The organism is Halomonas sp. 72, from assembly GCF_052379785.1.
In the GTDB taxonomy this organism is placed as follows: domain Bacteria; phylum Pseudomonadota; class Gammaproteobacteria; order Pseudomonadales; family Halomonadaceae; genus Vreelandella; species Vreelandella citrativorans.
On record NZ_JBQSYY010000013.1, the window covers coordinates 20,084 to 41,708 of the forward strand.

Sequence of the window (21,625 nt, forward strand, 5' to 3'; positions counted from 1 at the left end):
TATTATTTGCGAGTCGCTTCAATGGTCACCCGAAAACTGCTGTATGCAAGCGTAATAGCCTTGCTAAGCACAGTAACGTACAGTAGCCCTGCCTTAGCCGACTCCCAGGAAGAAATTGAAGCGCGTATTCGTGAGCTCAATAGTGAACTCTACCAGCTTCAACAACAACTAAATAACCAGACAGCACTTGGCGACACGCCTGCAAAAGTGACGGTAAAGCAACCACCCGAAGTCGCCGCTCGTGAAGATATCATCGAACGCCGGCTGCTTGAGCAAGAATCGACACGCAATCCCTTTTCGATCACCACACACCGCCTTAACTATTTGTTCCCTGTCAGCTATAACGCAAAACCGAATGCCGAGAATTTTCGGGAAATCACCACTGATTCAGACGCGGATCGCTACGAAATCAAGTTCCAATTAAGCGTTAAAGCCAACCTGGTAGAAGGTGTTTTCGGCGATGCAGGGGATCTCTATTTTGGCTATACCCAGCGCAGCTGGTGGCAGGCTTACAATACCGATGCCTCCTCCCCGTTTAGAGAAACCAATTACGAACCCGAGCTGTTTATCGACTTCGATAACGCCTGGGATGCGCTTGGCTGGGTAAATACACGCAATCGCGTTGCATTTAATCACCAATCGAATGGCCGCTCAGACCCTCTCTCGCGCAGCTGGAACCGCGTCTACCTGGAAAGCACATTCCAACGTGGCGATTGGGCAGTGACGTTCGCTCCTTTTTGGCGCGTTCCTGAGTCTGCCAGTAATGATGATAATCCTGATATTGAACGTTATATGGGCTATGGCGATATCCATATTGCCAAGCGGCTCAATAACAATCATGAAATCAGCGCGTTATTTCGAGGTAACCCGGACGCAGGTAACTACGGCACTCAAATTGACTACAGCTGGCCTACGTTTGGCAACCTGCGCGGGCACATCCAGTATTACTATGGCTATGGTGAAAGCATGATTGACTACGATGATCGTGTTAACCGTCTAAGCATTGGTTTTAGTTTAAATCCCCTGTTTAGTGCGACGGGTTTGAACCGCTAAAAAATGGCCTTGTCTATCATGTGTCGGCTGCTATGCTGATATAGATTAATTATTTCATTCATTCGTCAAAGGAAGACAAAATGGCTAAGCGTCAATTCGATACTGAGCACCGCACTGACCAGTGGAAAGAAGATCTGCGCCACTTAAGCGACACCATAGAAGAACTGGTTAACGCAACGTCCAAGGATGCCAGCAGCGAAATGCACGACCTTCGTGCTCGTGCTGAAAGCCGCCTTAAAAACGCTCGTGAACGCCTGGAAGCTCGCGGCGAGCGAATTTATGATGAAACTCGTGAAACGCTTTCAAATCAAGTTGACTGCTGTGATCGTTATGTACGCGAAAACCCGTGGTCCAGCATCGGTATCGGCGCAGCCGTCGGTCTATTGGTAGGTATGCTGCTCGGACGCCGCTAATGTCTTTGGGGCCAACCCAACGCGTATTTTCTGCCTCCAAGCGCTTGGTAAGGTCACTGGTTGCTAACAGTGAAACCCGACTGCGTTTGGCGGTTTTAGAACTCGAAGAAGAGCGCGCTCGTTTAGTCACCCTGTTTCTTTTGACCGGCGCCAGCTTATTACTTTTATTGCTGGGTGTAATAACGCTTACCGCGCTAGTCATCGTGTTTTTTTGGGACTCTTACAGGCTGCTGGCGATTGGTGTCAGCGCGGGTGTTCTAATAGCAGCCAGTTTATTATTGGCAGCCATTGCTATTCGTCAGGCCAAACGGCATACGTTTTTAAAAGAAACGCTTAAACAACTAGCAGCTGATCGTGCTCTGCTTGAGGTGAAAGGCGATGAAGCAAACCAACAAGAGCGTTAAGCCGCCCAACCGCTCTGAGCGTATAAGCCGTGCTGAGCGCAAAGCAGCATTACTTGCACAGCTTGAGCAGCAGCGCATTGATATTCTGGTATGCAGCGACTATCTACAGCGTTCGGCCTCCCCACTTGATCAAAAGTGGCGCAGCATCAAGTTACCGCTTTACGCCGCTGGCGGTCTGCTCGCCTACAAATTTGTACGCAGGCCGGGCGGAGTAATGGCAGCCGGTAGAAAAGCGCTTGCAGGCTATATGCTATTTCGCAAACTGAAGCTGCTTTCTAACGTTGTTACTTAATTGCCGGGCCGCATCACGCGGCCTAGCAAGCTTGCCCACAAGCAACCCCACTCGCCCACGCCCACTGAAAGTTATACCCTCCAAGCTCGCCAGTCACGTCCAGCACTTCTCCTATAAAGCGCAGTTGAGGCACACCTTTCACCTCAAACGATTTCGATGAGATAGCGTCTGTATTGACCCCGCCCATGGTTACCTCTGCCGTACGCCACCCTTCAGTGCCCGCTGGTTTAAGCTGCCATTGGTTAAGCCGATAGGCCCATTGATCTACTTCATCGTTACTGTATTGAGCTAGCGGCGCTGCCTGATTCGAGTCTGGGTACCACTCTAAAAGTGCCTGAGCAAAGCGTTTGGGAAAGCGCTCTCCCAACCAGGTGGATAGCTGACGTTTGGGCGTTGTTTGACGCGCCTCACGCAGTGACGCGGCGGCATCCTCGCCCGGCAATGTATCAATTTCTATGGATGAGCCGGGTTGCCATACGCTGGATATCTGTAGCATAGAGGGGCCCGACAAGCCCCGGTGCGTGAACAGCATCGGCTCAACAAACCGCCGCCCTGCACAGCTCACCGCGACAGGCAAGCTGAGTCCGGAAAGCGCAGCACTGCGCTCCTTCCAGAAATCACTCAGGGCAAAAGGCACTAGCCCAGGCCGAGTAGGCAACACGTCCAAGCCAAACTGGCGTGCCAGTTCATAACCAAACCCGGTGGCGCCCATCGTGGGAATCGACAAGCCACCGCTCGCCACCACTACAATCCCAGCATCAATGCTCCCCATGGATGTCATCAGGCGCATGGCGTCGCCTTGCCTGGCGACTTTATTGATCTGGGTATTTAGCGCTATTTCCACACCCGCCCATTCGCACTCTGTCCATAGCACTCGCACAATCTCTTTAGCCGACGTTGCACAGAATAGCTGCCCAGGGGCTTTTTCCACGTACTCGACGCCATGCCGGTCAACCAGCTCTACAAAGTGTTCCGGCCGATAGCGCTTAAGCGCGGAAATACAAAAATACGGATTTTCAGAGTAAAAATGCTGAGGTGTGGTGCCAAGATTGGTAAAGTTGCAGCGGCCACCGCCGGACATCAGTATCTTCTTACCTGCCTTGTTGGCGTGGTCGAGTACCAGCACGCGTCGGCCTGCATAGCCAGCCTGTGCAGCGCACATTAGGCCTGCGGCACCGGCGCCGATAACCACGACATCATAAACCATAGAGAATTGCTCTTGGGGGGAGAAGACACGCATTTTAACAGTTCAAGACCAAGAGAAAATGTTTCTTCACGTTTCATGACATCATATAAGAGTGCTAACCAGGATTACCCCCACGCCTGATACCGAGAAACCCATGTCCGCGTATACCCGACCGTATTTGCTTGTTTTGCTCTTTGTTTTACTCTCAAGCCCCGCCCAAGGGCAAACCGCAGCGCAGCCTGCACCTTCTGTAATTGGCAGCCGCGCAGAAATAATGACGTGGTCTGACCCACTGGAAGCCTTGGGCACCCTGCGTGCCGATGAGAGCGTTACGCTTTCTGCGACGGTCACCGATATTGTGGCCGAGATCAATTTTGAGGATGGCGCCCAGGTTGAACAGGGGCAAGTACTGATTCGTCTGGACGATGCCGAAGAACAAGCCCAGTTGCGCTCAGCTCTAGCCATCAGTGACGAACGAAGTAACACGCTTGGTCGTACCATCCAGCTACAGGAACGCAACCTGGCCGCTCGGGCGGACCTCGAAGACTTTCAAGCACAGCTTCGTCAAGCGCAAGCCAATACACAGGTTATCGAAGCGCGGCTTACCAACTACCAAATCAAAGCGCCGTTCAGCGGCCGCGTGGGGTTGCGTACCCTTAGTACCGGCACACTGGTAACGCCCGGCATGGAATTGGTAACGCTCGACAAGCTGGATGTGATGAAGCTTGATTTTAGCGTTCCTGAACGCTTTCTAAGCCGCCTTTCAATTGGGCTACCGCTCAGTGCTACGACAGCCGCCTACCCCGACGATAGTTTTACTGGCGATATTGCCAGTATCGATACACCCATTGACCCTGTCTCGCGAAGCGTTAACGTGCGAGCCGTGCTTGAAAACCCCGATATGCGCCTTCGGCCGGGTATGTTGATGGAAGTGGTCGTTCAACAGCGCGTACGCGATGCCATCGTGCTGCCCGAAGCGGCACTCGAACCCAGTGGCGACCAACACTATGTCATGGTGATTGACCAAAGTGGCCCTACCCCGCGCCTTGAAAGGCACAGCGTAGTGATAGGTGAACGGCGCTACGGGCAGGTAGAAATTCTTGAAGGCATTGAAGCAGGCGACCTAGTGGTGGTTCACGGCTTGCAACTGGCAAGAGACGGGCTGGAAGTACGTTTACTGGGCATCGTGGACGATGAAACGAGTATTCGCGCCTTATTGGAGGCCGATCGCTAATGCGTCTATCGGACATTTCCGTACAACGACCCGTGCTTGCCATGGTCATCGCCGCACTGATCATTGCCTTTGGCTTGCTGGCGCTTAATCGGCTTCCTCTGCAAGAGTATCCCACCGTGGATCCTCCCATCGTCAGTATTGATACCCGCTATCCGGGCGCGTCCGCCGATGTCGTCGAAACGCGCATTACCCAAGTATTGGAAGACCGAATTGCAGGCGTCGAGGGCATTGAGTTAATTACCTCGCAAAGTGAGGATGGCCGATCACGCATTGAAATTGAGTTTGGCATTGAAATGGATATTAACGCGGCGGCGAACGATATCCGTGACCGAATTTCGGGTGCCTTGCGTAACCTGCCCGACGATGCCGACGCTCCGGAAGTCACCAAGGCCGATAGCAGCGAAGAGATCGTGGTATGGCTAAGCCTCTCGGGCGCCGACTACTCAATTACCGAGCTTACGGATTACGCCAACCGCTTTCTGGTTGACAGTTTGTCTGTGCAACCGGGCGTTGCCCGCGTTCGTATCGGCGGTGGCCGGGATTACGCCATGCGCGTATGGCTGGACCGCAATGCGCTTGCCGCTCGCGGCCTGACCGTCGGCGATATTGAAGATGCCCTGCGCGCCGAAAACGTTGAGCTACCGGCTGGCTCCATTGAATCACAAGACCGCCAGTTTATCGTTCGCCTCCCGCGCAGCTTTGCAACCGCCGATGACTTTAAACGCCTGGCTCTAAATCAACATGATAATGGCTATCTAGTACGACTGGACGACGTTGCTCGGGTTGAGGTCGGCTCGGTAGAAGATCGCTCCGTATTTCGCGCCAATGGTATTCCCATGGTCGGGCTTGGCATCGTGATGCAGTCGACCGCTAATGTCGTTGAGCTTTCAAGTGCAGTGCGGCATGAGTTGGAACGTCTTCAAGAGACGCTACCCGAGGGAATGACGCTTGGCCTAACCCATGATGCCTCGGTCTTTGTTTCCGGTGCCATTAAACAAGTCGTGATGACCCTGTTTATTGCCATGGGCCTGGTCGTCGTGGTGATCTTTTTATTCCTCGGTAACCTGCGGACCACGCTGGTGCCTGCCGTTACCGTTCCTATTGCGGTCATTGGGGCTTTTACCGCGCTTGCCGTAATGAACTTTTCAATCAACTTGCTCACTCTGCTGGCGTTGGTGTTGGCGATTGGTTTGATTGTTGATGATGCCATTGTGGTACTGGAAAATATCAATCGCCGCATGCACGACTATGGTGAAACGCCGCTGGTAGCCGCTTTTAGAGGAACACGCCAGATTGCGTTTGCGGTTATTGCCACCACGCTGGTGTTGGTCGCGGTATTTGTTCCGTTAAGCATGCTGCAGGGCGACATTGGTCGGCTCTTTTCTGAGTTTGCCCTCACGATGGCGGCAGCCGTTGTTTTCTCGACACTCCTAGCGCTTACCCTAACCCCCATGATGGCGTCCAAGATTCTTAAACCCGGCATGCACGACAGCGCTGTGGGTAAAGGTGTCCAGTGGCTACTGGGTATTACTCAGCGACGTTACCAGCGTATCCTTGAGTGGCTGCTTGCACGCAGTTGGATAGTTGTCGGGGTATTTGCGCTGTTGATCGCCATGACGGCATGGCTAACCACCGAGCTACCCAATGAGTACACCCCACAAGAGGATCGTGGCAACTTTATCGTATTGGTGAATGGCCCTGAAGGCGCCACCTTCGATTACATGATGGACTACATGGATGAAATCGAAGCACGACTGGCTCCCCTGATAGAAACGGGTGAGCTTGAACGTGTGGTCGTACGTGCGCCACGCGGCTTTGGCAATATCGAGAATTTTAACGGCGGTTTTGTCATCATCAATATGGCCGACTGGGGCAGCCGCCGCAGCGCATGGGAGGTGATGGATGACGTGCGAGCGCTGCTAAGGCCGCTGCCTGGCGTTCAAGCATTCCCCGTTATGCGTCAGGGCTTTGGCCAACGCACACAAAAGCCTGTGCAGTTTGTGATTGGCGGCGGTAATTACGCAGAGCTCGCTCGCTGGCGCACCCTGCTGATGGACTATGTGCGGGAGGATAACCCACGCATTACGGCGCTTGAAAGCAACTATAACGAGACCCAGCCACAGCTCAGTGTCGAGATTAACTATGAGCGGGCAGCAGCGTTGGGCGTAACGATTACCGAAATAGGCCGTACGCTTGAAGTGCTGTTAGGCGGTCGCAACGTTACCCGCTACGTGGATAACGGCGAAGAGTACGACGTGATTATCGAAGGTGATCGCGATCGGCAGAACAGCCCCCGCGCCCTGGATAATATACAGGTACGCTCGGCACGTTCTGGTGAACTAATCCCTCTCGCAAGCCTCGTGACGCTTACCGACGTTGCTGGCGCCAGCACGTTAAACCGCTTTGACCGTATTCGAGCCATTACCATCGAGGCCAACCTGGCTGACGGCTACCCGCTTGGGGAGGCGCTTACATATCTACAAGCTACCGCCGACACGCTGTTGCCCGAAGAAGCACAAACCAACGTGGCAGGCCCTTCACGTGATTTTCAGCAGGCAAGTGGCGCGACCACCTTTCTGCTGATATTAGGCGCTATCGTGGTATTTCTAGTGCTAGCCGCACAGTTTGAAAGCCTTATCCATCCCTTGGTCATTATGTTGACCGTACCGCTCGCGATGAGCGGCGCCCTATTGGCGCTTTTGCTAAGCGGGCAGTCGCTTAACATTTATAGTCAGGTTGGCCTGGTGCTATTGATTGGTCTGGCTGCTAAAAATGGTATTTTGATCGTCGAGTTTGCCAACCAGCTACGTGATGAGGGCAAAGCCTTTCGTACAGCGCTCATTGAAGCCTCCGTCACCCGGCTACGACCTATTTTGATGACCGCAATCACCACCATGGCCGGAGCCATACCACTGATTATTTCAAGCGGGCCAGGCGCTGAATCCCGCCTGGTGATTGGCACGGTGATAATGGCAGGCGTTGGTGCGGCGACACTGTTCACGCTGTTTGTAGTGCCGGTTGCATACGACCTTTTGGCACGTCATACCGGCTCCCCCGGTGCGGTTAAACGGCGTCTGGAAGAGGAAATTTCCGACTCCGCCGGTTAGCGACGTGTTGCTGCTTTTCTTTCTAGAGGTAAAGAAAGGCTATCGGTCAAAAAAAGGGCGCCTCTTCAAAAAGAGGCGCCCTTTTCAGGCATCAACGCAAGTGATTATTCACACTCACCTACACGCTGACCTTCAATAGCGGTATTCATGGTCAGCTCGCCCATTGGCGACTGAGTGAGAATATCAACGCTGCCGCTGATTTGCTCGCCCATAAAGCTCATATCGCCATCAATATTGGCTTCACCACCCTCTGCGCGACATACCATGCTGTAAGAGAGACCGTCAGCACTCATTTCCTGATTGAGAAGCTCGCAGCCATCTTCTTCTTCGATAAACCCAAACTCGGCGCCTTCAAGGTCATCCTGAGTAATACATTGACGCTCGGTTTCCGTTTGGTCCGGAATATCCATGTCGCCACTGATGCTGGTCACGCTGACGAACTCCCACTCGCCTGGGGTAACATTCGGTGTTTCCGCCAAGGCGACCATCGGGAAGGCCAAAGTGGCCGCTACTACCATGTTTCGTAACATCATCGTTTCTCTCTTTAGCACGTTGAAAAACAGTCCGTGGAAAACCGCGTATATCCTACCTGATTCATCACCGCCATGCCCGACTTCGCGCAGACTGCTACACTGCCGCCAAGCTCCAAACTTTTAAAGGTAGCTGCTTATGCACGATGATGCCCTGGTAAACCACGATTTTAACTGCCCCTATTGCGATGCGCCTCTGACGTTTGTCATCGACACCTCTCAAGGCAGCCACGCCACGTGGGAAGATTGCCATCAATGCTGTGCGCCTATTCAGCTTGAAATCATCATCTCGCCCATGACCGGCGAACTTGAAGCCGTGTTAACCGGCCGAGACGATGACGTTTTCTAGCCAAACGCCTCCTTGTTGCTAATTTATTTGCCGCTTGGCTTCGCTACGACGCATCAGGTACCACGCCAAAAACGTCACCAGCGATACCGTCAAAATAATCAGCGTCGCCAGCGCATTAATTTTAGGCGATACGCCCATGCGAACAGATGAAAACACCACCATGGGCAGCGTATTGGCGCCAGGACCAGACACGAAGCTTGCGATGACCAGGTCATCCAACGACAGCGTGAAGGCAAGCAGCCAGCCCGCCGCCAGCGCAGGGGCAATAATGGGTAGCGTGATAAAAAAGAATGTTTTAAGGGGTGGTGAACCTAAATCCATTGCCGCCTCTTCTATCGAGCTATCCAACTCGCGCAGCCGTGCCGCCACTACAATGGCAACGTAAGCGCTGCAAAAGGTGGTATGCGCAATCCAGATAGTGCCTACACCACGGTCGGCGGGCCAGCCTGTCAGCTGTGCCATTTGAACAAATAACAGTAGCAACGACAGCCCGGTAATGACCTCGGGCATGACAAGGGGTGCCGTTACCATGCTGGAAAGCGCCGTTTTTCCACGGAAGCGTCCAAATCGCGTCATTACAAACGCCGCGACCGTTCCCAAACATACCGCCATGCTCGCGGCAAAAAACGCGATTTTTAGACTCGTCCATACTGCCGAGAGAATTTGTTGGTCCTGGAACAGCGCCCCGTACCACTGGGTTGAAAAGCCCGCCCACACGGTAACGAGCCTGGAAGAGTTGAAGGAGTACACCACCAACACCGCCATCGGCAGATAGAGGAACACCAGGCCGAGTATCAGCATCAAGGTTGAAAAATGCGGCCGCCGTCGTACTACGCTCATTCTTCAAGCCCCCGAGACTGGTAACGGTGAAACCAAACAATCGGTATTAACAGCAGCAGTAACATCACCATTGCCAGCGCCGAGGCAACGGGCCAATCGCGATTAAGGAAAAACTCCTCCCAAAGTACCTTACCAATCATCAGCGTATCCGGGCCGCCCAATAGCTCGGGAATAACAAACTCGCCCACGGCCGGGATAAATACCAACATTGACCCCGCAATAATTCCCCCCATCGAAAGGGGCAGCGTTACCTTGATAAAAGTATTGAGTTTACGTGACCCAAGGTCCGAAGCGGCCTCCAGTAGTGAATTATCCAGCCGGGTTAGATGGGCATAAAGCGGCAACACCATAAAGGGAAGATAGGCATAGACAATACCTATCACCACGGCAAACTGCGTGTTCATCATTCGTAAAGGCGTATCGATCAGACCCAACCCTATCAGTAGATTATTGATAAGGCCGCTGTTACTTAAAATCCCCATCCAGGCATACACGCGAATCAAAAACGAGGTCCAGGAGGGCAACATTACCAGCAACAACAACAGAAGCTGCCAGTGTGCTGGGGCACGGGCCATGGCGTATGCCATCGGGTAGCCGATCAACAAACAGGCCACGGTTGAGATAAACGCCGTTTTTACAGACCCCCAATAGGCAGCTGCATACAGCGAATCGGAGAGCAAAAACAGATAGTTGCCCACGTTTAGAAAGATATGCAGGGTCTGGTTGGTATACTCAAGCAGCGGCCCATAAGGAGGGATCGCCACAACCCCTTCCGACAAACTGATCTTCAGTACCAGGGCAAAGGGCAGCAAAAAAAACAGCAGTAGCCATACAAGCGGCAAGGCAATCACCGCCCGACGCCCTAACTGTAAGCGTTTGAACAGGGCAGTGAGTTGAGATGGCATCATCGCAAGCAATCTCCCAAGTAGCCAGAAAGGGCCATTAGCGGTTCAACACGATGGCACTGTGGTCTTCCCAGTAGACATACACACTGTCTTCCCAGGTTGGCCGGTCACCTCGCCGTTCGGTATTCGCCATGCTGACCTTAATCAACTGACCCGAGGCGGTGCGTACGTAGTAAAGCGAAAAACCACCCAGGTAGGCGATATCGTGAACTTTACCCTCTGCCCAGTTGTAATCAGACGAGGGTTTCTCACGCGTTAGCCAGATTTTTTCCGGACGCAGCGCGGCCCACACCCGCCGATCAACCGCTTGAGTGGTAATGCCGTGGTCGATATAAATGGGGCGCTCAAGCTCAGGCGATACGATTTGGCAGTGGTCAGCGGCATCTTCCACAATCTCGCCTTCAAACAGGTTCACCGTACCGACAAATTCCGCCACCATACGGCTGGCTGGGCTTTCGTATACATCGACCGGCGAGCCAACCTGCTCAATCCAGCCATCGGCCATAATGGCGACACGATCCGCCATGGTCATGGCCTCTTCCTGATCGTGGGTCACCATAATGCAGGTCACGCCTACCTGCTCAATAATCTCGACCACTTCCAACTGCATTTCAGTACGCAGCTTTTTATCCAGCGCGCCCATGGGCTCATCAAGCAGCAACAGTTTTGGCCGTTTGGCGAGGGAGCGCGCCAGCGCCACCCGTTGACGCTGGCCACCGGAAAGCTGATGCGGCTTACGCTTGGCAAAGCGTTCCATATGCACCAGTTTCAGCATTTGCGCCACGCGCGCATCTACTTCCGCCTTGGCAAGCTTGTCCTGCTTTAGCCCAAAGGCAATATTTTGCGCCACCGTCATGTGTGGAAATAGCGCATAGGATTGAAACATCATGTTAATCGGGCGCTTGTAGGGCGGGATCGCAGTAATGTCTTGACCGCCCAGCAAAATATGCCCGTCCGTGGGAGTTTCAAACCCGGCGAGCATACGCAACAGCGTCGACTTCCCCGAACCCGACCCGCCTAAAAGCGCAAAAATCTCACCACGCTTCACCTGTAAATTTACATTATCTACCGCCAAGGCCTCGTCAAAGCGCTTACATAAGCCTTTAACTTCTAGCACGATGTCTTCTGCAAACCGCGGTGTCTTGCCTTGTGGGCGTTGTATCGCCAAGCCAGACGCTGCCGTTTCGTTCACTGAAGGTTCGTTTGCCGAGGGTTCGCTCGCCGAATTTCCGTCCGACAGGGGCGTAGTGACCATTCGCCACTCCCATCAAAAGACCCGGAAAACCGGGCATTAAAAGATGAACAGCGAGACAGGCAAAAGGCCTGGCTCGCTGTCGGATGAGGTTAGCTTAACGGCCAGACTTTACACGGTTCCACACACGTGTACGGATACGTTGTACCGGCTGTGGCATGTCAAGCGCCACATACAGGTTTTGCATAACCTCGGCTTCGGGATAGATCGCCGGGTCATTCAGAATTTCTTCCGGAAGGTAAGCATCGGCCGCCGCATTGGGGTTGGCGTAGCTGACGTAATCGGTAATTTCTGCGGCAATTTCCGGGTCCAGGATAAAGTTAATAAAGGCATGGGCGTTTTCAGCATTGGGCGCGTCCGCCGGGACCGCCATAACATCAAACCACAAGGCGGCGCCTTCTTTAGGAATGCTATAGCCAATGTCAAAATCACGCCCTGCTTCCTCGGCACGCTCAGCAGCCTGGAATACATCGCCTGAATATCCGCCTGCCACACAAATATCGCCATTGGCCAAGTCGGATACGTAGCGTGAAGAGTGGAAATAGGTAATATCATCGCGCACGGCGCTAATCACTTCACCGGCGGCTTCAAAGTCTTCCGCGTTTTCGCTTAGCGGGTTCAGGCCCAAGTAAGCCATGGCCGCGGGCAGCATTTCCTCACCCGTATCCAGCATTGAAATACCGCAACCCGCCTTTTTTAACGCGGAGGTAATTTCAGGGTCAAATAGCATTGCCCAACTATCGACCGGCGCATCATCGCCCAGGATCTCTTTCACGCGCTCAACATTGTAGCCAATACCGTTAGTGCCCCACATGTAAGGCACTGAGTAGTCGCCATCAGGGTCAATCGCGTCTAAATTTTCCATCAACTCGGTATTGAGATTTTCCAGGTTTGGTAACTGCTCTTTATCAAGCGCTTGATAAACGCCCGCTTGGCGTTGACGCGTAAAAAAGTGCGTAGAAGGCACCACTACGTCATACCCCGAACGGCCTGCCAGCAAGGCAGCGTCAAGCGTCTCATTACTATCATAAACATCGTAGGTAACATCAATGCCGGTACGCTCGGTAAATTTTTCAAGCGTTTCCGGTGCTATATAATCTGACCAGTTATATACCCGTACCTCATCGGCATGGGCGACTGTCGCCGCTGCGGCTAAAGAAACGGCCGCAACGGCCCCGGAAAGTTTGTGAATGTTCCCCATTTCGTGCTCCTCATTATCCAAAAACAGTTATTCAGCAACGGTTATTCAAAAACAGCTCTTCAAAACAGTACCATCTAGATTAACGCCAGCCATCAGCCACTCGCCGTTAGCGTGGGCTTTTCTACTGAACGCGAATTTTGCGGCGCAGCGGTCTCTATCGCAAGTCAATGTGAAAGATTCTTGCATTATAGTGGGCCTGCCCCCACTTCAAGGTCTGCGGAGCGTAGATAGGCTGCTGCATAATAGTAAAAGACTATACGCTAAATGGTGTTTTTCAATTTTAGCTATCAGGAAAATACCCCTACTATAGTCCTCAACATTTTCACCTTCATTCACAAGACACGGAGATAATCTGGATGTCCTTGATCAACACTGAAGTAAAACCGTTTAAAGCTACCGCCTATCTAGATGGCGAATTTATTGATGTCACCGAAGCTGACCTGAAGGGAAAATGGTCCATCTTCTTCTTCTACCCGGCTGACTTTACGTTTGTTTGCCCAACGGAGCTTGGCGACCTGGCCGACAACTACGAAGCCTTCAAAAAGCTGGGCGTTGAAATTTACAGCGTTTCAACCGATACCCACTTCACCCATAAAGCATGGCACGATAGCTCCGAAACGATCGGCAAGCTTCAGTACCCAATGCTGGCTGACCCCACGCTGCAAATCTCGCGTAACTTTGAAGTCCTGATTGAAGAAGCAGGCCTTGCAGAACGCGGCACGTTTGTTATCGATCCCGACGGTAAAGTTCAGATCGTTGAAATCAACGCGGGCAACATCGGCCGTAATGCCGAAGAGCTACTGCGCAAAGTTAAAGCTGCCCAGTATGTTCGTGAAAACCCCAACGAAGTATGCCCGGCCAAATGGAAAGAAGGCGAAGAAACACTCGCGCCCTCTTTAGACCTCGTTGGCAAAATCTAAACGGCGAGTGCTGCCATCTTCGTTATCTTAATCGCTCTTGAAGCGCCGCTTACGATAACGGCTTAACCAGATGGCAGCCTAACACCCGGGCTTTTTTCACCCGGGTGTTCTCTTTACATCGCGCTATATGTTCTCCCTTTTATACCGACTTCGCTGTGATTTTCACTAGCGAGGGCTAAATGTGGCTAAGGGTTGAGAACACCTTTTACAGATTACGAGGAATTCACTGTCATGTTGGACGCTAATTTAAAAAATCAGTTGAAAGCTTACTTGGAAAAAGTGACTCAACCGTTCGAGATCGTTGCGTCCCTTGATGACGGTGACAAGTCACGTGAACTTCACGGCCTGTTGGAAGATATCAACGGGCTGAGTGACATGATCACCCTGAAAACGGATGGTCAGGATAGCCGCACACCCTCTTTTGCGATCAACCGCACAGGTGAAGAGACGGGTGTTGTATTTGCCGGTATTCCCATGGGCCACGAGTTTACGTCGCTGGTTCTGGCACTGCTGCAAGTAGGTGGACACCCACCGAAAACCTCTGACGAGGTGCTTAACCAGATTAAAGCGCTCGAAGGCGATATGCTCTTTGAGACCTACTACTCGCTGTCCTGCCAGAACTGCCCCGATGTGGTTCAGGCGTTAAACCTGATGGCGATCTTTAATCCCAACGTCCGCCATGTGGCGATTGATGGGGCGCTCTTCCAGGACGAAGTTGAAGAGCGTGAAATTATGTCAGTGCCCAGTATTTATCTAAACGGTAAGCCGTTCGATCAGGGCCGCATGACCCTTGAGCAAATTCTGGCCAAAGTGGACACGGGCGCCGCCGACCGCGAAGCCAAAAAGCTAAGCACCAAAGCCGCATTCGATACACTGGTGATCGGCGGTGGCCCCGCGGGTGCTGCAGCTGCCATTTATTCTGCCCGCAAAGGCATTAATACCGGTGTTGCGGCTGAGCGTTTTGGTGGCCAGGTAGCGGATACCATGAGTATCGAAAACTTTATTTCGGTTACTCATACAGAAGGTCCCAAGCTTGTTAGCGCGCTTGAAGAGCACGTCAAGGATTACGACGTTGATATAATGAACTTGCAAACGGCAGCTGCCTTTAAAGCCGCTGAGGCCGAAGGTGGCTTGCACGAAGTGACCTTTGAGTCAGGTGCAAAACTCAAGAGCAAAACACTGGTTCTAGCGACCGGCGCCCGTTGGCGCGAAATGAATGTCCCCGGCGAGCAGCAATACCGCAACAAAGGCGTTGCTTACTGCCCGCACTGCGACGGCCCGCTATTTAAAGGCAAGCGCGTCGCGGTTATTGGCGGCGGCAACTCTGGCGTTGAAGCTGCCATTGACTTGGCGGGCATCGTTGCTCACGTCACCCTTTTCGAATTTATGGGTGAAATGCGTGCCGATGCAGTACTGCAGAAAAAACTTAAGAGCCTGCCCAACGTGGACATTATCTTAAATGCTCAAACCACCGAAGTAACCGGTGACGGCAGCCGCGTTAATGGCCTGACCTACAAAGACCGCAACACCGATGAGACTAAAAACATCGCGCTGGAAGGCATCTTTGTCCAGATTGGCCTGGTGCCAAATACCGAGTGGCTGAAAGGCTCGCCCATCGAAATGACGCCGCGCGGGGAGATCATTGTCGACTCTCACGGCATGACCTCGGTACCCGGCGTATTTGCCGCGGGTGATGTTACCACGGTGCCTTACAAACAGATTATTATTGCCATGGGCGAAGGCGCTAAAGCCTCACTTGGCGCGTTTGATTACCTGATCCGTAACTAATCGCCAAGCACCAACACCAAAAAGCGGGTAGTGGTTTTCCACTACCCGCCTCCCCTATCCCTTTGACGTATAAGACCGTGACGTCATAACCGCTGCTGGCGGTTTTTTTGTCTTCCCTTTACGCGTAATTTGCCCTTCGTCACTGCTCAACACTGAGCCGTCTGATAAACGTATAAGCCGTACAGTGTCTAGCGCCGTATGGTGAAATCTGCCCGCCATCAAAGCACGTGAACAATACTGCGTCATCCTGGTGATTGCCAGACTCAGCCTCTCTGTATATCTTAACCATTGTTAGCAGAAGGTAATGCTGTTCAATGAATCAAGGACTGCACACAATGACCTCAATGAAAAAGGCATCTGCTTCACCGGACCCATCATCCTCTTCTAAACCCCGCTGGCAGTGGGGCCGAGCAATCCGTGCTGCCGTCAGTATTTTTTTACCTCTTATGGCAGGACTCATGCTTGGCCATATCATGACGGGAATGTGGATAGCCATGGGATGCTTGATGATGGTTACCGGGGAGGTATCAGGCAGCTATCGTGACGTGTATCGAGCAATGTTTATTTCTGCTTGTATCGGATCAGTAGGATATTTAGCCGGGTATTTGCATATATTGCCCTGGAGCGCGGTTATTATCATAATGATGTGTGCAGGAGCTGTGGCCCAACTGCTTAGCAACGTTAGCCATACGTTATCAATTGCAATGTTACAGATTTTACTCTTGGCATCTATCGCCCTGGGCGTGCCTTCGATTAATAACTTCTGGATGCCCGCTCTTTTATATCTTGTAGGCATGGTTCTTTACGCGCTTTTACTGGGCATCGAAATTCTTTTCTGCCGCTATCTGGCAAAAAACAGAGATGCAACGCTTAACGCAGCCAGCCAAAGCACCCCAACCAAACCAGTAGCCATAGTAGCGAGCCACCACTACGCGCAAGCGTGCGCTCTGGCCGTATGCTTAGGCGTTGCCTATAGCGCACACCTGGTTGATGATAATCCGCACTGGTTTTGGATTCCGTTAACCGTCGGATTAATCATGAAGCCTGACTTGGGCTCAATCCACAAGCGAGCTCTTCAACGTATAACGGGCACACTGCTGGGCGTTATACTGGGTGTATTAATCTTGCTTTTTGTTCCTAAAAACGTTGCCTTTGTTCTGCTTATGGCTATTTTAGCGGGCATCCTACCTTGGGCAATGAAATACTCCTATGCGCTACAGGCAGTCTTTCTCACACCATTGATACTGATGCTCATTAACATCATTTTGCCTGGTAGTGCGGATATTAATTACGCCACACAGCGATTACTAGACACAGTCATTGGAAGTTTCATTGTTATTGTATTTGGCTACCTGCCATTAAAATACTATCAGTCGAAATATTTTAAAAATCAGCCAGACACTCTATAAGCGGTTACTTTTCAGGCAGGCTGGATAGATCTTTCTGCGAAACATCGCCCTATTTAGGTATCACACTGCACACAGTGCAAGCCGGATCACGCGGTACATTGAAGTGTCGCCACTGGCCTCGTAGGCCATCAAAGGTTGCAAGCCCTTGGTGGGCTTGCCCGGCGCCGCTTAGCAATTTGAACGCCTCAACTGCTTGAAAACATCCGATCAACCCCACCAACGGTGCCATCACACCACTTTCTGCGCAGCCAAGTGCCTCATCGCCCATATCGTCCGGTGGGTAAAGGCAAGCATAGCAGGGGCAGTTTGGGTCACGGGGGCTAAACACCGCAAGCTGACCAGAAAAGCGAATGGCAGCGCCTGACACCAACGGAACACCTACCTTTTGCGTGGCAGCATTGATGGCATAGCGGCTGGAAAAACGATCCGTACAATCCAGCACCACATCGGCAGCAGCAACGAGCTGCTCCAGGGCTTCACCCTCCGCATGCGTTTCAAGTGCTGTAATACGGCAATCCGGGTTTAGCGCCTGCATACTGGCCTTGGCAGAAGCCGCCTTATTCTGCCCAATGCTTGCCTGCTGATGAGCAATTTGACGCTGAAGGTTAGACAACTCGACATGATCAGCATCTACAATCGTTATCCGCCCGACACCCGCAGCGGCCAGGTAAAGTGCCGCCGGCGAGCCCAACCCACCCGCACCGATGATCAGAGCATGGGCACTACGCAAGCGCTCTTGCCCTTCAATATCCACTTCAGGCAGCATAATGTGACGGCTGTAGCGCAGCAGTGTCTGATCATCCATCATCGACTTATTTGTCCTCAAAGTGCTCAACGTCGGGTACATGCAGGCTAAAGCTTTCTTTCACCTCTTCCATAACCACGTAACTTTTAGACTCTTTGACGCCGGGGAGCGTAAGCACCACGTCGCCTAATAGCTGACGGTAGGCGGCCATTTCTGGAATGCGGCATTTCAAGATGTAATCAAACTGACCAGAGACCAGATGGCACTCCTGGATTTGCGGCAGCTTTTCAACGGCTCGACGAAATTCATCAAATACGGCTGGCGATTGAGTTTCCAGGCTAATTTCAACAAAGACCAGTAAATTGGCTTTTAGCGCCTGGGGGTCAAGAATCGCCTGGTAACCACGAATAATGCCCGCGCGCTCCAGGCGTTTGACACGCTCCAAACAAGGCGTTGTGGATAAACCAACCTCTGATGCCAAATCAACATAGGAAATACGTGCATTTTCCTGCAGGCAGCGCAGAATTTTAAGGTCGATACGGTCTAGCGTTCTATTTTTAGGTTTCATAGCAGGATCCACTACAGATAAGCCAGACGAGCTAGTAGCGCCCAAGGGTAATACGCTCATGCCCACCGAGGTCGCAAATACTTTCAACGTTTTGATAACCCGCATCCACCAGCGCTGCGCGCACTGAGGCTGCCTGACGATAGCCATGCTCTAGCAACAGCCATCCTGAGGCTGTTAAGTAGCGCCGCGCCGTGGCCACTAAATGTATCAAATCGGCCAGCCCATCGCCCCCTGCCACCAGCGCACTCAGCGGCTCAAAGCGCACATCCCCTTGGTGCAAATGCGGATCGTCAGCGGCAATATACGGCGGATTACTCACAATAAGATCAAACCGCTCTACGGGTGTCGCACCCTGCTCAAAGGCAGCAAACCAATTGCTTTGCATGAACGCTACGTTATTGATCCCTAACGCGGCTGCGTTTCGCTGTGCCAAAGAAACCGCTTCTGAGCGAAGGTCGACACCAACCACCTGCCAACCAGGCTGCTCACTGGCAAAGGCCAGTGCAATGGCTCCGGTGCCCGTACCTAAATCCAGCAAGCGCCCGACGGGAGAGGCAACGTGGTTGAGCGCTGTTTCTACCAGCGTTTCGGTATCCGGCCGTGGTATTAGCGTCTCTTTTGAAGTGACCAACCGCAACCCCCAAAACTCTCGCTCACCGGTCAGGTAGGCCACTGGCTGCCCCTGAGCACGCGCCGCCACTAGTGCATCAAAGCGCGCATGCTCCCACCCGGAACAAGCACGGTCGCCCCAGGTATACAGCCATGTGCGGTCCCGTTGAATTACGTGGGCAAGCAGGACGTCGGCATCCAGGCGCGGCGAGGCTGAGCCGGCGGCTTTTAAGCGCTCTGCTGCGGCCTGTAAAAGCGCATCAAACGTCATTACGTGTCCTGAAGCGCCGATAGCTGTTCGGCTTGATACTCGTGGATCAAGGGCTCAATGACCTCATCCAACTGCTCGCCGCTCACCACTTCATTGAGCTTATAAAGCGTCAGGTTGATACGATGATCGGTAATTCGCCCCTGAGGGAAGTTGTAGGTACGGATACGTTCGCTACGATCACCAGAGCCTACCAGCGAGCGACGGGCATCCGCCTGCTCCTGACGTTGGCTATCGACCGCATTACGCTTCAATTTCGCGGCAAGCAGCGACATCGCCTTGGCCCGGTTTTTATGCTGACTACGCTCTTCCTGGCACTCAACCACTACGCCTGTCGGTATGTGGGTAATACGAATCGCTGAGTCGGTGGTGTTAACGTGCTGGCCACCGGCTCCACTTGAACGGTAGGTATCGACGCGTAAATCCGATGAATTAATATCGATATCGCCAACATCATCAACTTCAGGCATCACCGCCACGGTACATGCCGAGGTATGAATACGCCCTTGAGATTCAGTAGCAGGAACGCGTTGCACTCGGTGAGCACCCGACTCAAATTTCAAACGCGCATAGACGCTATCCCCCTTAACGCGGGAAATAATCTCTTTATAGCCGCCCTGCTCGCCATGGTTGGTACTCACTACTTCGACGCGCCAGCCACGTTTTTCCGCATAGCGTGAGTACATACGAAACAGATCACCTGCAAAAATCGCGGCTTCATCACCACCGGTACCAGCACGTACTTCCAAAAACACGCCTCGACCATCATCGGGGTCTTTAGGCACCAGCAAACGCTTTAGCTCAGTATCCAGTAGGTCTAGCTGCTCGCGCCCTTCACTGACTTCCATCTCGGCAAGCTCACGCATATCAGGATCATCGTCCCGACTAAGCTGCTGGGCTGCCTCAATATCGTTTTCAACGCTGCGATAGCGCTGCCAAGCCGCTACCAGCTCATCCAGCTCGGCGTACTCACGTGAATAGTCGCGAAAGCGCTGCTGATTATTAATGACCTCAGGGTCAGACAGCAGCATCGCCAGCTCTTCAAAACGTTCGGTAAAGCTATCGAGGCGTTGGCGCAAGGTATCTTTCATGCGGGCGTATTATCCTTCTGGCGGTTAGCCGTGGGCGCGGGCTTTTCAAAGGCGGGTTTAACAGGCAATAGTAAGCGTGGCGCGGCCTCCAGCAAGTCATGCTGCTCTTGCGAGGCGGCATCGCGTATTGCTTGCGTGGGCTGGTGCATTAAGCGATTAGCCAGTTGGTGAGCCAGCCGTTCAATCACTTTGGTTGGGTCTTCACCGCGCGCCAAGCGCTCCAACGCCTGATCGCGCGATTGATCGCGCAGGGTTTCGGCGTGCTGACGGTAATCACGAATCAACTCGCCACCGTTACGAATACGTTTTTCATGCTGCCAACTACTGACACCGTGTTCAATCAGTGACTCGGCCTGGTCAGCAGCCACTTGGCGATAGCGACGATTCTCTTCGATCACCTCTTCCAGATCATCAACCGTATAAAGGAATACATCGGCAAGCTCGCCTACTTCGGATTCAATATCCCGCGGCACGGCGATATCCACCATAAAAACCGGGCGGTGGCGACGCTTTTTAAGTGCGCTTTCAACCATCCCCTTGCCTAAAATCGGCAGGGGTGATGCGGTGGAAGAAATAACGATATCGGCCTCTTCCAGCGCGGCCGGAATTTCAGACAGCGTAATCGCCTTACCACCCAATCGCGAGGAGACAAGCTCAGCACGCTCACGTGTGCGGTTAGCCACGGTTAATTGACGTACACCGGCTTCATGTAGATGACGCGCGACCAGCTCGATGGTTTCACCCGCACCGATTAACAACGCCCGCGAGCGACTAAAATCATCAAAAATTCGGCTTGCCATGCTCACCGCAGCATAGGCCACCGAAACCGGATTTTTGCCAATCCCGGTTTCGGTACGTACCTGCTTGGCAATTGCAAAGGTATATTGAAAAAGACGCTCAAGCTCGCCGCCTAACCCCTGCATTTGGCGCGCCTGTTGATAGGCATCTTTCAATTGCCCAAGTATTTGCGGCTCACCCAAGACCATCGAATCCAGACCAACGGCCACACGCATTAAATGGCGCGCAGCGTCGTTGTCTAAATAGTGGTACGCGCAGCGGGTCAGCTCCTCAACACTCAAGTTATGAAAACGCCCTAGCCACTCAAGCACGGCTTGCTCGCCAGCAGCGTCCGTTACGCAATATAGTTCAGTACGGTTGCAGGTGGAGAGCACCGCTGCTTCGCTAATATGTGACAGACCACGCAGTTGCTCCAGCGCGTGTTCTAACTGCGTCGGAGTAAAGGCTACCTGCTCGCGTACGGCCACACTGGCAGTACGGTGATTGATTCCCAAGGCAAGAAGCGTCATACGGTATGCGTCTTCGCTAGTGGTTCGGTCATCACGTTGCTATCGGTCTTGAAGTCTCAATGGTTTACGTCTTACGCTTAATTAGCGCAAGTCTGGGCAACGGCTGATCATTACTCAATTGCGCTTATCTGCCAGCCTTTCAAGGCCGACTATT

Annotated in this window: 21 protein-coding genes; 10 read left to right on the plus strand and 11 right to left on the minus strand. The window is 52.7% G+C overall.

Annotated features, from left to right (window positions below):
- Positions 1 to 21: 21 nt before the first annotated feature.
- From ACT3T6_RS12230 to ACT3T6_RS12245, 4 genes are all read left to right on the plus strand, one after another.
- Positions 22 to 1,053 carry a phospholipase A gene (locus tag ACT3T6_RS12230; protein ID WP_193054955.1) on the plus strand — a complete coding sequence of 344 codons (1,032 nt, stop codon included), beginning with the start codon at positions 22 to 24 and terminating at the stop codon, positions 1,051 to 1,053.
- Positions 1,054 to 1,133: 80 nt separating this feature from the next.
- Positions 1,134 to 1,466, plus strand: a complete 333-nt coding sequence (locus tag ACT3T6_RS12235; protein ID WP_193054956.1) for a DUF883 family protein — start codon at positions 1,134 to 1,136, stop codon at positions 1,464 to 1,466.
- On the plus strand, positions 1,466 to 1,870 hold the full coding sequence (locus ACT3T6_RS12240) for a phage holin family protein (RefSeq protein WP_193054957.1): 405 nt from the start codon (positions 1,466 to 1,468) through the stop codon (positions 1,868 to 1,870). Before ACT3T6_RS12235 ends, ACT3T6_RS12240 begins: the two co-directional genes overlap by 1 nt.
- Complete coding sequence (locus tag ACT3T6_RS12245; protein WP_193054958.1) at positions 1,845 to 2,162, plus strand: YqjK family protein; 318 nt, start codon at positions 1,845 to 1,847, stop codon at positions 2,160 to 2,162. The genes ACT3T6_RS12240 and ACT3T6_RS12245 overlap by 26 nt, the downstream gene beginning before the upstream one ends.
- 22 nt (positions 2,163 to 2,184) lie before the next feature.
- Here ACT3T6_RS12245 and ACT3T6_RS12250 read toward each other — a convergent pair whose 3' ends face one another.
- Positions 2,185 to 3,369 carry an NAD(P)/FAD-dependent oxidoreductase gene (locus tag ACT3T6_RS12250; RefSeq protein ID WP_193054959.1) on the minus strand — a complete coding sequence of 395 codons (1,185 nt, stop codon included), beginning with the start codon at positions 3,367 to 3,369 and terminating at the stop codon, positions 2,185 to 2,187.
- Positions 3,370 to 3,502: 133 nt separating this feature from the next.
- On the opposite strand from ACT3T6_RS12250, the gene ACT3T6_RS12255 reads away from it, so the two are divergent.
- Both ACT3T6_RS12255 and ACT3T6_RS12260 read left to right on the plus strand, forming a co-directional pair.
- Positions 3,503 to 4,582, plus strand: coding sequence for an efflux RND transporter periplasmic adaptor subunit (locus tag ACT3T6_RS12255; protein WP_193054960.1), 1,080 nt, complete (start codon positions 3,503 to 3,505; stop codon positions 4,580 to 4,582).
- Positions 4,582 to 7,689 (plus strand): efflux RND transporter permease subunit, encoded by a 3,108-nt coding sequence (locus ACT3T6_RS12260; RefSeq protein ID WP_193054961.1) that lies wholly within the window; start codon positions 4,582 to 4,584, stop codon positions 7,687 to 7,689. The genes ACT3T6_RS12255 and ACT3T6_RS12260 overlap by 1 nt, the downstream gene beginning before the upstream one ends.
- A gap of 104 nt (positions 7,690 to 7,793) precedes the next feature.
- Here ACT3T6_RS12260 and ACT3T6_RS12265 read toward each other — a convergent pair whose 3' ends face one another.
- Positions 7,794 to 8,222, minus strand: coding sequence for a DUF3617 domain-containing protein (locus ACT3T6_RS12265; RefSeq protein ID WP_172117113.1), 429 nt, complete (start codon positions 8,220 to 8,222; stop codon positions 7,794 to 7,796).
- A gap of 136 nt (positions 8,223 to 8,358) precedes the next feature.
- Here ACT3T6_RS12265 and ACT3T6_RS12270 point away from each other — a divergent pair, with 136 nt between their 5' ends.
- Positions 8,359 to 8,568, plus strand: coding sequence for a CPXCG motif-containing cysteine-rich protein (locus tag ACT3T6_RS12270; RefSeq protein WP_087106752.1), 210 nt, complete (start codon positions 8,359 to 8,361; stop codon positions 8,566 to 8,568).
- 18 nt (positions 8,569 to 8,586) lie between these two features.
- On the opposite strand, the gene ACT3T6_RS12275 is transcribed toward ACT3T6_RS12270, so the two are convergent.
- The 4 genes from ACT3T6_RS12275 to ACT3T6_RS12290 all read right to left on the minus strand — a co-directional run bounded on the left by ACT3T6_RS12275 (position 8,587) and on the right by ACT3T6_RS12290 (position 12,766).
- A complete protein-coding gene (locus tag ACT3T6_RS12275) occupies positions 8,587 to 9,408 on the minus strand; it encodes an ABC transporter permease subunit (protein ID WP_193054962.1) in 822 nt (273 codons plus the stop codon).
- Positions 9,405 to 10,316, minus strand: coding sequence for an ABC transporter permease subunit (locus tag ACT3T6_RS12280; protein WP_193054963.1), 912 nt, complete (start codon positions 10,314 to 10,316; stop codon positions 9,405 to 9,407). The genes ACT3T6_RS12275 and ACT3T6_RS12280 overlap by 4 nt, the downstream gene beginning before the upstream one ends.
- 34 nt (positions 10,317 to 10,350) lie before the next feature.
- A complete protein-coding gene (potA, locus tag ACT3T6_RS12285) occupies positions 10,351 to 11,568 on the minus strand; it encodes a polyamine ABC transporter ATP-binding protein (protein ID WP_193054964.1) in 1,218 nt (405 codons plus the stop codon).
- A 94-nt stretch (positions 11,569 to 11,662) separates the two neighbouring features.
- The gene (locus tag ACT3T6_RS12290) at positions 11,663 to 12,766 is read right to left on the minus strand and encodes a polyamine ABC transporter substrate-binding protein (RefSeq protein ID WP_193054965.1); all 1,104 of its coding nucleotides are present in this window, start codon (positions 12,764 to 12,766) and stop codon (positions 11,663 to 11,665) included.
- Positions 12,767 to 13,122: 356 nt separating this feature from the next.
- Between ACT3T6_RS12290 and ahpC the strand changes: the two genes are divergently transcribed.
- The 3 genes from ahpC (at position 13,123) to ACT3T6_RS12305 (ending at position 16,883) form a co-directional block, all read left to right on the plus strand.
- Positions 13,123 to 13,686, plus strand: coding sequence for an alkyl hydroperoxide reductase subunit C (ahpC, locus tag ACT3T6_RS12295; protein WP_193054966.1), 564 nt, complete (start codon positions 13,123 to 13,125; stop codon positions 13,684 to 13,686).
- Between the two features lie 231 nt (positions 13,687 to 13,917).
- On the plus strand, positions 13,918 to 15,474 hold the full coding sequence (gene ahpF / locus ACT3T6_RS12300) for an alkyl hydroperoxide reductase subunit F (protein ID WP_193054967.1): 1,557 nt from the start codon (positions 13,918 to 13,920) through the stop codon (positions 15,472 to 15,474).
- 335 nt (positions 15,475 to 15,809) lie between these two features.
- Positions 15,810 to 16,883, plus strand: a complete 1,074-nt coding sequence (locus ACT3T6_RS12305) for an FUSC family protein (protein WP_193054968.1) — start codon at positions 15,810 to 15,812, stop codon at positions 16,881 to 16,883.
- Between the two features lie 49 nt (positions 16,884 to 16,932).
- On the opposite strand, the gene ACT3T6_RS12310 is transcribed toward ACT3T6_RS12305, so the two are convergent.
- Genes ACT3T6_RS12310 through hemA form a run of 5 tightly spaced genes read right to left on the minus strand, consistent with a single transcriptional unit; the run spans position 16,933 to position 21,471 of the window.
- Positions 16,933 to 17,691, minus strand: a complete 759-nt coding sequence (locus ACT3T6_RS12310; protein WP_193054969.1) for a HesA/MoeB/ThiF family protein — start codon at positions 17,689 to 17,691, stop codon at positions 16,933 to 16,935.
- 4 nt (positions 17,692 to 17,695) lie between these two features.
- Complete coding sequence (locus ACT3T6_RS12315; protein ID WP_087106768.1) at positions 17,696 to 18,196, minus strand: Lrp/AsnC ligand binding domain-containing protein; 501 nt, start codon at positions 18,194 to 18,196, stop codon at positions 17,696 to 17,698.
- Between the two features lie 31 nt (positions 18,197 to 18,227).
- Positions 18,228 to 19,076 carry a peptide chain release factor N(5)-glutamine methyltransferase gene (gene prmC, locus ACT3T6_RS12320; RefSeq protein ID WP_193054970.1) on the minus strand — a complete coding sequence of 283 codons (849 nt, stop codon included), beginning with the start codon at positions 19,074 to 19,076 and terminating at the stop codon, positions 18,228 to 18,230.
- Entirely contained in the window at positions 19,076 to 20,164 is a 1,089-nt protein-coding gene (gene prfA, locus ACT3T6_RS12325) for a peptide chain release factor 1 (protein ID WP_172117122.1), read from the minus strand. Before prfA ends, prmC begins: the two co-directional genes overlap by 1 nt.
- On the minus strand, positions 20,161 to 21,471 hold the full coding sequence (hemA, locus tag ACT3T6_RS12330) for a glutamyl-tRNA reductase (RefSeq protein ID WP_193054971.1): 1,311 nt from the start codon (positions 21,469 to 21,471) through the stop codon (positions 20,161 to 20,163). The genes prfA and hemA overlap by 4 nt, the downstream gene beginning before the upstream one ends.
- Positions 21,472 to 21,625: the final 154 nt, after the last annotated feature.